We start from the raw sequence: 15,871 nt of genomic DNA on the forward strand, positions 1-15,871 counted from the left end.
TACTATATTGACTTAAGTCCAGAAGAACAAAATTCTAGCTATGAGGTTCAGGTCGCACACTATACAGAGTTTATAAAGAAAAATAATGAATGGGAGTTTGCTGGCATCTTTGCAGATGATGGTATCTCCGGTACAAACACTAAAAAGCGTGAAGAATTTAATCGTATGATTGAGGAGTGTATGGCTGGTAACATCGATATGATTATTACAAAGCCCATCAGTAGATTTGCGAGAAATACCCTTGATTGCCTGAAATACATTAGACAGCTAAAGGAAAAGAATATACCTGTATTTTTTGAAAAGGAAAATATCAACACTATGGATTCCAAGGGCGAGGTGCTACTTACAATTATGGCGAGCCTTGCACAGCAGGAATCAGAATCCTTAAGCAAGAATGTAAAGTTGGGATTGCAGTTCCGTTACCAAAACGGTGAGGTACAAGTAAACCACAATCGTTTTATGGGATACACCAAAGATGATAAAGGGCATCTGGTTATTGAACCTACCGAGGCAGAGATTGTAAAGCGCATTTATTTGGAGTATCTGCAAGGAGCAAGCTTGAAACAAATCGGAGAAAGTTTGGAATCAGATGATATCCTAACTGCAGCAGGGAAAGCAAAATGGAGACCAGAAACTATAAAGAAAATCCTAAAAAATGAAAAATACATGGGTGATGCCCTTTTGCAGAAGACCTATACAGTAGATGTACTTACGAAAAAGAGAGTTAAGAATAACGGCATCGTTCCACAATATTATGTAGAAAATAGCCATGAAGCCATCATACCCCGAGATCTTTATATGCAGGTGCAGGAGGAAATGCTAAGAAGGACGAATCTTCACAGCGGTGAGAATAGAAAGAAAAGAGTCTACAGCAGTAAGTACGCATTATCTAGCATTGTTTACTGCCCAAAGTGTGGAGACATCTACCGCAGGATTGCATGGAACAATAGAGGGAAGCACTCCATTGTATGGCGATGTGTAAGCAGAGTTGAACATGGTCCAAGTTGCTGTGATGCCCCAACGATTCAGGAAACAGAACTTCAAGAGGCTGTAATAAAAGCTATCAATAAGGCACTTGGTAGCAAGGATGATATGCTTGTAGCTTTAGAGCAGAACATTGCATCGGTACTTACTTTGGAGGACGAAGGTTCTATGGAAAGCATCAATGCCAAACTGGAAGAATTGCAAAAGGAACTATTGAAACGAGCCAATGCCAAAAAGGATTATAATGACCTTGCTGATGAGATAGACCGTTTGCGAGAACTAAAGCAGAATGCTATGGCAGAGAATGTGGAAAGAGAAGGCTTGAAACAGCGAATTGCCGAAATGCAGGAGTTCCTTGCAGAGCAGATGGAGAAGATAGAAGAATATGATGAATCCCTTGTAAGGCGAATGATTGAAAAGGTAACGGTTTATGAGGAAAAGTTCTCGGTGGAATTCAAGTCAGGCACAAGCGTTGGCGTGGAAAGATAAAAGAAAAGCTTACAGAAGTTAGCACCTTGCAGAAATGCAGGGTGTTTTCTTTGGTTACTTCAATTAGTATATGAGTATAGACAAAGACACTAATTGAAAGTATAATGAAATATATGGAAATGTAAGTAAATGGAGGTTAAATCATGAGTAAAAATATATATTTTTCAGTTGATGCAGATGTATATGAGAAGTTTAATATAGCACTTAATCTAACTGGTGAAACCTCTGATGAGGCTGCAGAGACCTGCCTCCGTTGGTACATCGCACAAGCTTTTGGTAATGCATCAAAAGAATATACACCAAAGACAGGTAAGCTAATAGATAATACAGATAAAGATTTTTATGGAAAAGCTACGCAGCGTATTCCTATGTGGGCATTGAAACCCAATCAGTATAACCACAAAATTATCAAAGCATATTTTATGGCTATAGATATAGAAGGAGAAGCAACTCTTATTATGATGGAGCGTTTGTGTAGTGATAAAGAACGCCCGGATTTATTTGTTCCTACTTTCAGGAATAACTATTCGCAGATGAAATTAGACGGACCAAAATCACACGGTAAGGTTTTTGAAGATGATGGAGAGCGAGTATGGGTTTGGGATGAAGTTGAGGAAATTCTTATGAAATATAAGTCTAGTTTCTATGTTGAGGAGGAATAAACGTGAGCGTTTTAATTGATGATAGCATTACAATTTATGAGGCACTTGAGCATATTAAAAACGGAAAATATGTTATGCCTGCATTTCAAAGACAATATGTATGGAGTATGGAACAGATCGAAAAGCTGTGGGATTCCATCCTTCTAGATTATCCTATCGCAACTTTCCTATTTTGGCACGTTGATGATGATAATGTTAGTTGGGATACATATTTCTGTAATTTTCTATCAGAGGTTACCTTTGATAGCAGAAAGCAAGCGGATAGTGTAAATTATGAATTAAGCAATATTAATGTAAAAACAACAGATACCGCGGTATTGGATGGTCAACAGAGATTAACTTCATTGTTTTTATCGCTTTTTGGTCGTGCTTTCATAAGACAAAAACACGCCAGAAAGAAAGTAACAGGTGGAACTATTGTAAAGCTGTTGATTGAACTAAACAAAAACAAGCTAACCGTTGACGAAGAAGAATATAACAGTAAAAAGTTTGATATTAAGTTTACTGAAAAGGTAGGGAAACTGAGTCCTACCCAATTTGAAATTAAAGAAATCTTAAGTGAAAAGTTCCAAGATGAAACAACAAGAGAACAGGCTATAGAGTCAGCTATTTCTAATGTTCCATCAGACAGCAAAGAGTATGCACGGGGCATATTGAATAAGTTGTATAATAAAATTTTTGTGGAAAAGCTGATACGATATACAGAAATTCAGGACATGAAACAGGATGATGCCTTGGAAATGTTTGTCCGTTTTAATAGCGGTGGAAAGGCTCTGAAAAAGCACGAAATAACCATGTCTATTCTTGAGGCTTATTGGCCTAACGCAAAGACGGAATTTGGTAAACTCCTTGTGGATTCGTATGAAGGATTTGGCTCTGATTTCATCATTCGTTCTGCTCTTATGCTATATGGTGATGTTGTAAAATCAAACATAAATAAACAAATAGCAGAAGACTTAAAAAACAATTGGCAAGATTTCAAGAAAGCTCTTAAAAACCTTGAGACTGTTTTAAAGGATATGAAGATAGAAGTCAGCCGTTTTTCAAGTAGCTGGAACGTACTTCTACCTATTATATATTTCATTTATTACAATCCAGAGTATATAAACAATGTTGAAGGTATACGAGCATATTTTACTAGAGCTGTATTGTTTAATTATTTCCAATCTGGAACAACAAGTAAGTTGCAGCAAATGAAAAGTAATATCAACGATAATGCGTATGAAATAACTGTTGATATGCTTGAGCAAATGAATGACCTTAGAGTTACCGATGGAAAAATTGATGATATTATCAATTCTGAAAAAGGTAGCCGTGTTGCAGGTGAGGCTCTGTATTTCTTAGGGGCTGATTGGATGAATAAGAACTTCAAATATGAACAAGACCATTTGCATCCGTATGACCGATTTGACAACACCAAACCTATATCTGTTTCTATGGATGATTGGCGTAGATGGAGAGGCAACAGAAATAGATTGCCGAACCTTCAACTGCTTGAGGGAAGAAGTAATGGAAGTAAAAATGCTATGCGTCTTGTCGATTATTATAATGATATGAATGATGAGCAAAAAACTGAATTTCGCAGAGAAGCAATTATTCCAGAGGGAGTTTCTCTTGAATTAGAGAATTTTGAAGAGTTCTACGAAAAGAGAAAAGTGCTGCTAACAGCTAAAATACGTCAGTTGCTTGGGTAAAATTTGATACGATTAATATTTAATGAGCAAAGGAGATTTGATATGTTTTACGAACCTAAGACATTAATTATCGTGTATAAGGATGAGATGCTTGCTAACCAGATGAAGAAATTAATTGAAACTAAGGATGGTTCAGAAGGTTCAGTGACAGGAACAACAGATAACAACATCAATGTTGTTGCTTGGACAGAAAAAGTGTGGCTTGGAAATAAAAAAGCCGGAAATATTAACTCAAAAGTCTTCTTTTTAGGTGATATTAAGGGTGTTGACAAATTGATTCCTGTTATTGATGTGAAATTCTATAAGCACGGCATCCGTTATGGATGGGCAGGAAATCAGGCAGTGATATATGTTACTCCGAATGAGATAAAATCCATTGAGAGTTATTGTGAATTTCACAAGGAACTGGAAGCACTCCCTGCTCCTAAAGCAGTTAAAGATGCAATAAAGCCTAAAATTGCTCCAATGAAAGAATCTGTGTCTGAGGAAGAAGTTCAACCAGAAGTACAAGAAAAAACAGGCTTTTTTGCAAAAGGAAAGAGTGTTGTAAAAAAAGTAGGCAATACAATCGGAGATGCATTTGCGGAAGTTAGTGCAAAGGCACTTGTTTTCTCTGAAGAAAATTTCAAGAATAAAAAAGCAATGGAACGTCAAATGCTTTTCTTTGGAGTAATCAGTTTATATAATGATGGACTTAAGAAGTTCATGAATTCATAAAGGAGATGGGTATGCAGAAAAAAACTGAAATGCAACAAGGCTGGGAGTTTGCTGCAAAAGTAGTTGGTGCAGATGTGGCAGCTCACGTTGGTCTTGACTATGTATCACAAGTAGCCGAGGCTATTGAACAGTTAGAAAAAAATATAAATAATCATCCGTACCGTGGACAGGATGTTGCTCATTTTAAGGGGTATGTTCTGGAAGAATACGCAGCAGGAACTTTCAATATAAATGCAGTAGCTGCGGGGTCATTAGATAAAGCACAGGTTTTGCATAGTAATGAGTTAGGGTCAGTTGATATTAAACTTCAAGCAGATGGGTATACTCAAGACTATAGTGCTAAGGCTTATCGCTCACCACAAGAGAGCGGTCTTGCACAGGCAAAGTTAGCTGCTGATACGAGAGAACCTCTTTATGGTGGTCAAGAAAGACTTGTACCAACGGACCATTTGGAAGGAGCTAAACAGGATGTTCATAAGAGAGCGTTGCGTAATCAAGAAATCCGTCCGGATGTTGCTACGGCCAATAGAGATACAGAAAAACATCTAACGGATAGAATTTCCAACAAAGAAGGGATTGAATCAAATCCTGTTACTCAAAAAGAATTAGAGGACATGGCTCGCTATGGGCATGAGCAGAATTTTAATGCCGAAGAACAAGGTGTAACACTTGCTAATGTTATAAAAAATGAACATTTACTGAAACAGTCATTAGAGGCTGGCTACACGGCTGCCGCAATAACTGTTGCCATGCAACTTGCTCCAGAATTATATAAAGCCATTGATTATCTTATAAAGCACGGAGAAATCAATATAAACCATGTCAAGCAAATGGGCTCAAAGGCAATTACTGCCAGTGCAGAAGGTTTTTTGAGAGGGTCAGTTTCCTGTTCCCTATATATTATTTGTAAAGAAGGTTTGTTGGGGGAGGCACTTAGAACAGTAGACCCAAGTCTGCTTGGCTCTGTTGTGGCAATTGTGATGGAAACAGTCAAAAACAGTATATTGGTGGCGGCTGGTAAAATGACAGCCAAGCAAATGGGAGAAGCCTTTGTTGATGGTGTTGTAATTTCAAGTGGCTATCTGATTGGTGTGAAAATTGGTGGTGCTATCGGTCAAGCGTTAGGTTTCCAATTACCTGTCTTTGGTTATTTAATAGGAAGTTTAGTTGGATGTGCTTTTGCTACTGTATATAATATCGGCAAGAAAAAACTTATCTCATTTTGTGTTGATACAGGTTTCACCTGTTTTGGACTGGTAGAACAAAACTATGAACTCCCAGATGAAGTGCTTAAAGAAATCGGTATTGATACCATAAAGATAGACAGAACTAATGTGAATACCACAGAAATCAAAAAAACATTGCCGAGTGATATAGTAAACCGCACATCATACGAAACGGTTAATATGACCGTTCTTCGTAGGGGTGTGATAGGGGTCAACCAAATAGGATATGTCCTTTAATAGAATGACATCTAAGAAACCAAGGGAAGAGATTATTATGAAAGGTGTCTCTCTGATAAGCTTTAAAGGTACTCTTGATGTGGTTGACTAAGAGAACTGTAAAAGTGGAAAAAATGAGGTGTTCATATGCTTACAATTGAGGAATACATTTCCCGAAGGAAAAAAGAAGATAAGCTCAATGAATTTGATATTGATGCACGTACTCAAAATATGAAAATCTGTGTTGATTATGTATTTGAGTACTTTAACAACTATTTAAATATTACTGAAGCTGAAGAAAAAACAGTTCTACATAATGAAAAGTTGGAGAAGTATCGTAAGCAGCTTAGGGAGTATGAGCCTGAAGTTAGAGAATGGGTTGTTGATATTTATAATGAATATGGGAAGCAGATACACAAATACGTTGGAAATATTGTGAAGGAGAATGAGTTTTTCTTTCTGTATAACGCTGATAGTGAATTTAGAAATGCTTCATATGATTGCTATTCACAGCTCGTTAAAAAGTTACCGTTTCTTAAAGATCAGACAGAGATGCTTTTTCTTTTTATAAAAGACTATCATAGGGTAGAAAGCCAACAAAGATTCAACTTCGGTACACCGATTATTTCCGATGAAGTAAATGATTGGATTGATAAGACCTGGGCGAAACATCAGGTTAATCTTCTTGCATTTGCCTATGATTGGATAAATAGTTTTTACGATAACGAGGATATTTGGCCTTCAACTCATAGGAAAAAAAGCCTAAATACTTGGAGAAAGTACGATTATGATTATAAGAAGAAAAGTAATCTCTTTAACCTTGATTCACTGTACAGAAAGATGCCGAAAAAATCCTTCACAAAAGGAAGAAAGCAGGAATTTGAAATACTGTTTATGTATTATTGGCTTCATGATATGGAAGGCGATAATGATTATTGGCAGGAGTATTTAGAAGCAGTTTTGCCAGCTTTAAGAAAAGAATAACATAGGGGGTGTTCCGATTGCAGATACAAAAGGTAAGAATTGTATCCAATAACATATGCTATGGTCCAGAACCACTTCATGAAGACGAAGTAGAACAGCATTTGACTATCTCTGTTAGTGGTAGAGTATGGTTTACAGGATATAAGTATGCAAATGGATTTGGTAAATTTGAGATTTGCAGAAGACAACATTTTGCTATCGGAAAACCAGTGGCAAAGGAAATACTGACACTTTTTTCGCAGTACATAAATAGCGACCAACTGGGTTGCTATGCGACAGATATAGGCAACTGGGAAATGGTTATTACAGATACTGAAGGTAAAAAGTATACTTTCAAAGGCTCACTTTGTGGTGGAGTGACAGTTGGAGATATTGATTTGACTTATTATTTACGCAAACAAATCCCAGTCGATAACTTATTTGTTTTTGAAGATATTTTCATAGAGCCAGATGAGGATTGAATGATTATAAGTAAGGGGTGAAGTTTTGTTCTTTATGAAATTTAAATTAAAAGATAATGAACCGTGCCCGTGCGGTAGCAATAAAAGTTTTCAAGAATGTTGTAAAGGAAAAGAACCACGATTAATAAAACCTTCTAAAAAACCAGCAGAAGTTCAGATAATGGAAAAAATGAGAGCTTCTATGAAGAAGTGTTGTATGCATCCGGATCAAGAAAAATGCAAAGGACCAATCAAAGGAGCCCATGCATTACAGAATAACAAGATCATTTCTTTATTAGCTGGTTCAGAACGTCATGTATATATACTAAACACAAAAAAGCAACCTCTCCTTATTCCTTTAGATAATGGTGAAGTAGTACCTATGGTGGAATTAAGTAGAGAAAGCGCTAATGATGCAACTACAGAAACTTGTTTCTGTGATTACCACGATAATATAGCGTTTGCTGTTATAGAAAAAGGTGCACCGGATTTTGATGAAACAAGTGAAGCAATGAAATTTGTTTATGCATATAAAGCTTTTATTTTTGAATATTACAAGCAGAGAATAGCATTTGATATTTTTCAAAGTAACTTTAGAGAGAATCCGATGGCTTTTCAATCTCCAGAAATGATAGGTATGTACAGAATGTTGCAGCTTAAGATGCAGGAATTCGAACCTGTAAAAAAACATTTTGATTCACAAATAATTGGAAATACATTTGAAGGAGTTTCAACTTGTGCAATTAGGATTCCAGAGCAAATAAAGTTTGCGGGCTATGCGTATATTGCTCCTGATTACGATATAAATGGTAAAGGAATTAAACATACAATAAAAGGGATTATGCATAGAATTGCAATTACTATTTTTCCAGAGGCGAAGCAGTCGTGGCTACTATTAAGTTGTCTTAAATCGGAGAAGCATATTTATGAGAAATTGTTTTATCAGCTTGAAACAGCTTCTATAGATAAACTTAAATTTTATATAAATATGGTTTTACCGCTATATTCCGAGAATATGGTACTTAGTCCTTTGTTATGGAAAGCCTGGGATGAAGAAACACAGATGGCTTATACATATTATGCTAATCTCCATGGTCCAGAAGCAATGCGAATTGGAATGGGTATCGGATTTGGATTAAAGAATGCTGCAAGAGACAAATTTGGTAAAGTTTATGAGCAAGCACCAAAAATCAATTTATTTTTGTGATTTAGTCGATATGTTCCCGTCTACCGATAGCCCCAAAAACGTAGTCGATATGTTTCCGAGAACGGACATACTCAAATGACATTCATTCTGTCCTCTCGAGCCACGTTGAGACGGTCGTATTGATGTCAAGGGTGGATAAGTAATGGGCCGATAAAGCCTTATTTACTGGGGTTTGTAGGGTTTTGTGTTAAGGTACATCTATCCTGTTTTTACGAGCAAAAATAGTTCGTAGAAACATATCTACTGGAAAATAACGGATAGTTTAGAAGCCAGGATAGATGTCAATTTTTATAGACTATAGGATAGATGTCAAGCACATAGGGTTGTGTGGTCAGGATAGACGTAGGCTATAGGATAGATGTCAGGGAAAATGGAGGTGATAAGTTAATGCCAGAAAAAAGACAATGTGTTTTTTGTGAAGGAAAATCATTAAGCAAAGAACATATTTTTGCACAGTGGCTTCTAAAAGAGTTAGAGATATATGATAAAAATGTTTCAATGACTCATGCCAGCGTAATAGGAGTACCAATCTCAAATAGAAACCATGCGTTTTCAAAGTTGATAAATGGATTAGTGTGTGAAAAATGTAATAATGGTTGGATGAGTCAATTGGAGGGTGATTGTAAAAAGCATATAATTAATCTGATGAATATGGAAGAACTCAAAAGTGAACTAGAATTCTTAAATGATAATTACTATACCGTTGCAAAATGGGCGTTTAAAAATGTGATTCTGCTTAATTCTGCAACGAACTATAGACAATTAGCTCCAGAGTCTCATTATAAAAAATTATATAATGGTGAAATACCACCTAATACTTTTGTGGATTTATCTTTTTGTAGTAATGATTCGGTAATTGAATGGAGACAGTCGCCAGGCAATTTTGTCATTAAAGATAAAAATATACCTTTAAACCCCAATACAGATAGATACATTATTACATTTAAGATTAAGCACTTGATGATTAAAGTAGCTTATTACAAAAGTGATTATAATGTGTTCTATGAAGATGAAGGCTCAATTCGCTTATACCCACAGTTTGGGATATATGGAGAACCAAAGATTTTTGACAGCATTGATAGCTTTGATATCAATGGTCTATTCAATGAATACATAACATAAAGTTAAAAACCCTCCCGGCCATCATGGTTAGGAGGGTATATTACTTTATGGCGTTATTCACATTTCACTGGATTTGAACTCCGTCATACATCAAATTCATTAATAAAATGATTTGTATTAATCATTGTTCAAACTTTTATTAAATTCAATTGCTTTTACTGGACAGGATATAACTGCATCATTAAGTTTTTCTAAATCAAGTTTATTATATTTATTTACATAAGCTTTTTTGCCGTCCATTTGAAAAAGTTCAGGATACTTTTTTGTGCATACTGTGCAGCCCATACAAGCATCTTGGTTAATGATAATACCTTCTTGCACTACCTCTTTGCTTTGAGGTAAATCACTATCCTTTACTATTTTAGATGCAATCCAAGAAAAAACAAGAATAGCTAGTATAGTAAGAACCCAGCGAAGCAGCATAAACTTCATACCTAAAAACTTAGCTTCATTAAGCAACATCGGTATTTTCACAACTGCCCACGAACTTAAAATGATAACAATGTTTCTAATAGATGCACCTTTCTTGTGCAGCATAATGCAAAAAGGAAAAGCGGCATAAATCGGTCCTGCAGAAACACTACCAAGCAAGAAGGATAAAACAACTCCCTTTGCTTTTGCCCCTTTACCAAGATATTTTATAATTGTTTTTGTTGGCACCCAAGAATCTAAAAGTGCAGTTAATACAAAGATAACAGGCATAATCATTAACATTTCTTTTATATAGTAACCACTATTTTTTATACCCTGAAAACCTAAACTAGGGTTTATAATGGCGAGTATAACATAACCTAGCACAATAGCAAATAAAAACAAATTTGCTTTTATAAATTTAATAGCCTTATTCATTATAAAATCACCCCCATAATTAGTGCAATAATAATTGCAAAAACAAAGCTAAGTGCATTTCGAGTAATTGCAAATTTGATACCAAATTCCTTTTTTTCAAGTGGGAAAGTTGCAACCCCAACCATTGTAAGCGTAGTTAAGAAAGCAACTGACGGCATAATTCCTAAACCGGCACCGGCGAGTGTTCCGATAAGGGGAAAAGCAATGAATGCGGGAATAAGGGTGATTGTGCCAAACCCTGCCGCTGCAATAGTTGCTACTAATGCATTTTGTTTGCCGATTATTTGTGCGATTTGCTCAGGCGGAAATACTGCAAGTATAAGACCTATTGCAAAAATAACAGCAAATATTGAAAGTGCCATACCTCTACCCATAAACAGCGCTTTTTTTAATGCGTCTTTTGTTTTCTTTTTATCCTTAGCAAATGAGAAACCTAAAAGTACAAATGTTATTAGCCAAATGGCAATGGTGAAAATGTCCATATTTTTGCTCCTTTTTTATTGATGAGATTATTATATAAATAATAAAAGCTTAAATATAGACACTTATGTTTCTTTTTGCTATAATTTTAATAGGTGATGAAAATGAATATAAAAAATATACCTATGTTCGAAAATGTGAATATAGCTGACTTTACTTTTAAAATAAAAGAGTATTCCAAAAATGAAACTGTTTATAACCAAAACGATGTTTGTAATGGTATGGATATAGTATTGTCTGGTAGCTTAGTAGCCTACTCACTATCACAAAATGGTTCTGAAAATATTGTTTTTCAGTTTAAAAAAGGCAGTGTGATAGGAGCTAATTTATTATTCGGAAGTAATAACAGCTACCCTATGAATATTTACTGTACGCAAGATTGCAAGCTCTTACACATTTCAAAGTCTGATATTGAGGCTTTGCTTCACGATTATAATTTTACGATTCATTTTATAAAAAGCATATCTAAAAATTCACAGGGGATGAATAAAAAAATTGCAATGTACACTGGGAAATCGTTAAGAGACAATATACTTGACTATTTTTTAGCTTTATCAATAAAGCAGAAATCTAATAATATTATTTTGCCAATCACTAAAAAACAACTTGCAGATTATTTTGGTGTTCAACGTCCATCCCTATTTCGCGAGCTGAAAAAGCTTAAAGATGATGGCTTTATTAAAATAGAAAATAAACATATTGAAATTATACGTTTAGAATAATAAACTCCAATCAAAAGCAAGGCACCCTACATTGAAATTAACCAATGTAGGGTGCCTCGTTCGTTTATAGCGTTATCCCTCAATCTCAACAGTCACTCCGGACTTAAACTCAACTTCAAACTTATCCTCAAATACAGTAATCTTCCCAATCAATCTCCTTACCAACTTTTCATCAAACTCCTGAATATCGGTAGGCTGTTTATTGATGAAGTGGTGTTAGTATAAAGTAGTGGACACATTAAGTCGAACTAAGTAAAATTATATTTAGTTAAGAAAGGATGTGTCCATTATGGGAAGTGGCAAAAGATATGATCAAGAGTATAAAAATATGATAGTAGATTTATTTAAATCAGGGATGAGTTTACCAGAGATAAGTAGCGAATATGGCATTGCAAAATCAACAATTAACGGCTGGATCAAAGATGTAAAAGAAATTAAGGTAGATGAAAATGAAGTTAGAAGTTAAAGCTTTAAAAAAGGAAATGGCAAGGATTAAAGAGGAAAATGAAATATTAAAAAAAGCTATGGCCATATTTGCAACAAGAAATTAAATCAAGTAATAGTATTTATAGATAATAATAAAAATAACCACGATATTAAGACTATGTGTACCGTTCTAGGCGTAGCCAGAAGTACATATTATAAATATTTTGATAAAACTAAATCTGCAAGAGCAATAGAAAATGAGGCATTAAAAGCAGCGATTATAAGGATATATAAAGTCAATAAAGGTATATATGGTGCTCCTAGGATTCATTATATACTTGGTACAGAAGGCTTCAATGTATCAATAAAGAGAGTTCAAAGAAAAATGACCGAACTTGGTCTTTGTGCAATAACTGTGAAAAAATATAAGCCTCATTCAAATAAAAAAGTAGCAGAAGGTTTAGAAAACGTTTTAAAAAGAGATTTTACAACTACTTCTATTAATGAAAAATGGGTTGGAGATATCACATATATTCATACTATCAGAGATGGGTGGTGCTATTTAGCTTCAGTTCTTGATTTACATTCCAAAAAAATAATTGGCTACGCTTTCGGTAAAAGAATGACTAATGATTTAGTTTCTAAAGCTTTAAAAAATGCTTATTACAACCAAAATCCTGATAAGAATAAGCAGTTAATATTTCATAGTGACTTAGGCTCTCAATACACTAGTAATGATTTAAAAGAGTTATGTAATGAATTTAATATTACACAATCATTTAGTAAAAAGGGTTGTCCATATGACAATGCTTGTATAGAATCCTTCCATTCTTCAATAAAGAAGGAAGAAATATATAGAAATACTTACCGTACCTTCGAAGAAGCTAATATATCTATATTTAAATATATTGAAGGCTGGTATAACAGAAAAAGGCTACATTCTTCTATTAATTACATGACTCCAGATCGATGTGAATTATTAGCAAGAAGTGCAGCATAAAAAAGTTTGACTTTTTATGTCCAAAATATTGACATAAGACCAAAATGTAACGGTGATCCCGGCAATTAGGCGAGTCGGAAACAATAAGAACAATGAAAGCAAACCCAAAATACGAGTAGCTGCTTACTGCCGTGTTTCAACGGATAGTGATGAGCAGGCTTCAAGTTATGAGGTTCAGATTGCCCATTATACAGATTTTATTAAAAAGAATTCGGAGTGGGAATTTGCAGGTATCTTTGCAGATGACGGCATCACAGGTACCAATACAAAAAAACGTGAAGAATTTAATCGTATGATTGAAGAGTGTATGGCAGGAAATATTGATATGATCATTACAAAGTCCATCAGCCGATTTGCAAGGAACACTTTGGACTGTCTTAAATACATCCGTCAACTAAAGGATAAGAATATCGCTGTGTTCTTTGAAAAAGAGAATATCAACACAATGGATTCCAAGGGAGAAATCATGCTAACTATTATGGCATCCCTCGCCCAGCAGGAGAGCCAGTCCTTAAGCCAGAATGTCAAGCTGGGTATCCAGTATAGGTATCAGAAAGGTGAAATTCAAGTGAACCACAATCGTTTCTTGGGATATACCAAGGATGAAAACAAGCACCTGGTGATTGACCCAGAGGGTGCAGAAATTGTAAAAAGAATTTACAGAGAATACCTTGAGGGAGCAAGCCTTTTGCAAATAGCAAGAGGATTAGAGGCAGATGGTATTCTTACAGCGGCGGGCAAAGCAAAATGGAGACCAGAAACATTAAAGAAGATATTACAGAATGAAAAGTACATCGGAGATGCCCTTTTGCAAAAAACCTATACTGTAGATTTCCTTTCCAAAAAGCGGGTCAAGAATAACGGCATTGTTCCTCAGTATTATGTAGAAAACAGCCATGAGGATATCATACCACGTGACCTTTTTATGCAGGTTCAGGAAGAGATGGTGAGAAGGGTGAACATCAGAAGCGGCAAGAGTAGTAAAAAGAGAGTATATAGTAGCAAGTATGCTTTGTCGAGCATAGTTTACTGCAGACAATGTGGCGATATTTACCGCCGGGTACACTGGAATAACCGAGGTTACAAGTCTATTGTTTGGAGATGCGTCAGCCGCTTGGAGGAAAAGGGGTCTGACTGTACATCCCCAACCGTAAATGAGGAAACATTGCAGACAGCGGTTGTAAAGGCTATCAATGAGCTATTAGCGAACAAAGAAGCATTCCTCCAGGTACTACTAAAAAACATAGCTACTGTACTTAATGAGGAAAATGATAATGCTACCTATGATATTGATAGCAAATTGGAAGAATTGCAGAAGGAGCTTCTTAAACAAGCAAAGTCAAAGAATGATTACGATGATGTGGCAGATGAGATATACCGTCTTCGGGAGCTGAAGCAAAATGCACTTGTGGAGAATGCAGAGCGTGAAGGGAAAAGGCAACGAATCACTGAGATGGTAGACTTCTTAAATGAGCAGTCCTATGAGTTGGAGGAATATGATGAGCAACTGGTAAGGCGGCTTATTGAAAAAGTTACGGTATTTGATGATAAGCTGACTGTCAAGTTTAAGTCTGGGCTGGACATTGACATAGAAGTATAAGCAAATATTAAAATGATAATAGTTTATGATGATAAAAAGGAATTTGAATTCAAGTAAAATTCTAAGCCGGCTGTGGTGAAATTCATTTTAGTATTTACATTCGACTTATTATAGATCTTGCGACGTTAAAAAGCATTATAACACCACTTTGCTATCTTTTTTTCTGATAATATAGTTTCTTATAATTTGTTTAGCAATCGTGATGCAATCTTTGGTTAGCTATCTAGCAATTTCACAAAAAAGAGCGATTATCTTTAAGTGGAACTTCTATTTTCAAGACGGTCTAAAAAGGTTAAATATATTTAGACATGATAAATCTTCTTTCATGCCATCAACTATTTAAACACTTTTGGAACAAAAAAAATTAAATAGCATATTGACAAAACAAAAGAAAAGTGATATATAATAATTAGAGTTAGCACTCAACGACAGAGAGTGCTAATAATGAGAATAAAAACAAGTAAAGGAGTGATTAACATGGCAGGATTGATTCCGTTCAACAGAAAGCGAAATGATGTAATGAATATTGGTTTTGATGATTTTTCCAACATGATTGATGACTTTTTTACAGGTAGCTGGCCATTGCAAAGAAGTCTAGTTGGAGATACATTTAAGATTGACATTCAGGACAATGATACAGAGTACACAATTGAAGCAGAGCTTCCAGGAGTAAAGAAAGAAGATGTAGAAATTACACTTAACGAAGGAAGACTTAATATTTCAGTGAAAAAAGAAGAAGTTTCCGAAGATAAAAACAAAAAATATATTCATCGTGAAAGAAAATATGCGCAGATGTCACGAAGCATTTTACTTGCAGATGCAAATGAAGAAAGTATTCAGGCAAAACTAGAAGAAGGTGTGTTGACGATTAAGGTACCTAAAAAGGAACAGGTCGACACCTCTAAACGCATCATGATTGAGTAACCGTTGTTTAACAACGTTAATATAAAAAATAAAAATAAGTAAAGGAGTGATTAACATGGCAGGATTGATTCCGTTCAACAGAAAGCGAAATGATGTAATGAATATTGGTTTTGATGATTTTTCCAACAT

The 15,871-nt window shown here is 35.2% G+C and carries 14 protein-coding genes and 2 pseudogenes; 13 read left to right on the forward strand and 3 right to left on the reverse strand.

Annotated features, from left to right (window positions below):
- The 9 genes from AAT22_RS18190 to AAT22_RS18230 all read left to right on the forward strand — a co-directional run.
- A partial coding sequence (locus AAT22_RS18190; RefSeq protein ID WP_047002291.1) for a recombinase family protein occupies window positions 1–1,473 on the forward strand: 1,473 nt, incomplete at its 5' end.
- Between the two features lie 143 nt (window positions 1,474–1,616).
- A complete protein-coding gene (locus tag AAT22_RS18195; RefSeq protein WP_047002292.1) occupies window positions 1,617–2,135 on the forward strand; it encodes a hypothetical protein in 519 nt (172 codons plus the stop codon).
- A gap of 2 nt (window positions 2,136–2,137) precedes the next feature.
- On the forward strand, window positions 2,138–3,829 hold the full coding sequence (locus AAT22_RS18200; protein WP_047002293.1) for a DUF262 domain-containing protein: 1,692 nt from the start codon (window positions 2,138–2,140) through the stop codon (window positions 3,827–3,829).
- Between the two features lie 42 nt (window positions 3,830–3,871).
- Window positions 3,872–4,546: a hypothetical protein gene (locus AAT22_RS18205; RefSeq protein WP_047002294.1), complete on the forward strand. Its 675-nt coding sequence runs from the start codon at window positions 3,872–3,874 to the stop codon at window positions 4,544–4,546.
- An 11-nt stretch (window positions 4,547–4,557) separates the two neighbouring features.
- On the forward strand, window positions 4,558–6,009 hold the full coding sequence (locus AAT22_RS18695; protein WP_052954011.1) for a hypothetical protein: 1,452 nt from the start codon (window positions 4,558–4,560) through the stop codon (window positions 6,007–6,009).
- 126 nt (window positions 6,010–6,135) lie between these two features.
- Window positions 6,136–6,972: a hypothetical protein gene (locus AAT22_RS18215; protein WP_047002295.1), complete on the forward strand. Its 837-nt coding sequence runs from the start codon at window positions 6,136–6,138 to the stop codon at window positions 6,970–6,972.
- Window positions 6,973–6,989: 17 nt separating this feature from the next.
- Window positions 6,990–7,433, forward strand: a complete 444-nt coding sequence (locus AAT22_RS18220) for a hypothetical protein (protein ID WP_052954012.1) — start codon at window positions 6,990–6,992, stop codon at window positions 7,431–7,433.
- 34 nt (window positions 7,434–7,467) lie between these two features.
- Entirely contained in the window at window positions 7,468–8,619 is a 1,152-nt protein-coding gene (locus tag AAT22_RS18225) for an SEC-C domain-containing protein (protein WP_047002303.1), read from the forward strand.
- Between the two features lie 327 nt (window positions 8,620–8,946).
- On the forward strand, window positions 8,947–9,741 hold the full coding sequence (locus AAT22_RS18230; RefSeq protein ID WP_156174361.1) for a hypothetical protein: 795 nt from the start codon (window positions 8,947–8,949) through the stop codon (window positions 9,739–9,741).
- A 117-nt stretch (window positions 9,742–9,858) separates the two neighbouring features.
- Here the strand turns inward: AAT22_RS18230 and AAT22_RS18235 are convergent, their stop codons facing one another.
- Complete coding sequence (locus AAT22_RS18235) at window positions 9,859–10,590, reverse strand: permease (protein WP_047002297.1); 732 nt, start codon at window positions 10,588–10,590, stop codon at window positions 9,859–9,861.
- Complete coding sequence (locus tag AAT22_RS18240) at window positions 10,590–11,072, reverse strand: permease (RefSeq protein WP_047002298.1); 483 nt, start codon at window positions 11,070–11,072, stop codon at window positions 10,590–10,592. The genes AAT22_RS18235 and AAT22_RS18240 overlap by 1 nt, the downstream gene beginning before the upstream one ends.
- A gap of 102 nt (window positions 11,073–11,174) precedes the next feature.
- On the opposite strand from AAT22_RS18240, the gene AAT22_RS18245 reads away from it, so the two are divergent.
- A complete protein-coding gene (locus tag AAT22_RS18245; protein ID WP_052954014.1) occupies window positions 11,175–11,792 on the forward strand; it encodes a Crp/Fnr family transcriptional regulator in 618 nt (205 codons plus the stop codon).
- Window positions 11,793–11,864: 72 nt separating this feature from the next.
- Here AAT22_RS18245 and AAT22_RS19500 read toward each other — a convergent pair.
- Window positions 11,865–12,002, reverse strand: a pseudogene (locus tag AAT22_RS19500) (DNA recombinase); the annotation flags it as partial.
- Between the two features lie 79 nt (window positions 12,003–12,081).
- Between AAT22_RS19500 and AAT22_RS18255 the strand changes: the two are divergent.
- From AAT22_RS18255 to AAT22_RS18265, 3 genes and pseudogenes are all read left to right on the forward strand, one after another.
- Window positions 12,082–13,218 (forward strand): annotated as a pseudogene (locus tag AAT22_RS18255) (IS3 family transposase).
- A 52-nt stretch (window positions 13,219–13,270) separates the two neighbouring features.
- Entirely contained in the window at window positions 13,271–14,818 is a 1,548-nt protein-coding gene (locus AAT22_RS18260) for a recombinase family protein (RefSeq protein WP_047002299.1), read from the forward strand.
- Window positions 14,819–15,295: 477 nt separating this feature from the next.
- Complete coding sequence (locus AAT22_RS18265) at window positions 15,296–15,742, forward strand: Hsp20/alpha crystallin family protein (protein WP_047002300.1); 447 nt, start codon at window positions 15,296–15,298, stop codon at window positions 15,740–15,742.
- Window positions 15,743–15,871 lie beyond the last annotated feature (129 nt).

The sequence above is a fragment of the Clostridium sp. C8 genome (genome assembly GCF_001010885.1).
Taxonomy (GTDB): Bacteria; Bacillota; Clostridia; order Clostridiales; family Clostridiaceae; genus Clostridium; species Clostridium sartagoforme.

Bases quoted from the DNA above. Each gene is read 5' to 3' on its own strand.
- AAT22_RS18695 (WP_052954011.1), top strand. From the start codon at position 4,558: ATGCAGAAAAAAACTGAAATGCAACAAGGCTGGGAGTTTGCTGCAAAA.
- AAT22_RS18240 (WP_047002298.1), bottom strand. From the start codon at position 11,072: ATGGACATTTTCACCATTGCCATTTGGCTAATAACATTTGTACTTTTA.
- AAT22_RS18265 (WP_047002300.1), top strand. From the start codon at position 15,296: ATGGCAGGATTGATTCCGTTCAACAGAAAGCGAAATGATGTAATGAAT.
- AAT22_RS18235 (WP_047002297.1), bottom strand. From the start codon at position 10,590: ATGAATAAGGCTATTAAATTTATAAAAGCAAATTTGTTTTTATTTGCT.
- AAT22_RS18205 (WP_047002294.1), top strand. From the start codon at position 3,872: ATGTTTTACGAACCTAAGACATTAATTATCGTGTATAAGGATGAGATG.
- AAT22_RS18245 (WP_052954014.1), top strand. From the start codon at position 11,175: ATGAATATAAAAAATATACCTATGTTCGAAAATGTGAATATAGCTGAC.
- AAT22_RS18215 (WP_047002295.1), top strand. From the start codon at position 6,136: ATGCTTACAATTGAGGAATACATTTCCCGAAGGAAAAAAGAAGATAAG.
- AAT22_RS18225 (WP_047002303.1), top strand. From the start codon at position 7,468: ATGAAATTTAAATTAAAAGATAATGAACCGTGCCCGTGCGGTAGCAAT.
- AAT22_RS18195 (WP_047002292.1), top strand. From the start codon at position 1,617: ATGAGTAAAAATATATATTTTTCAGTTGATGCAGATGTATATGAGAAG.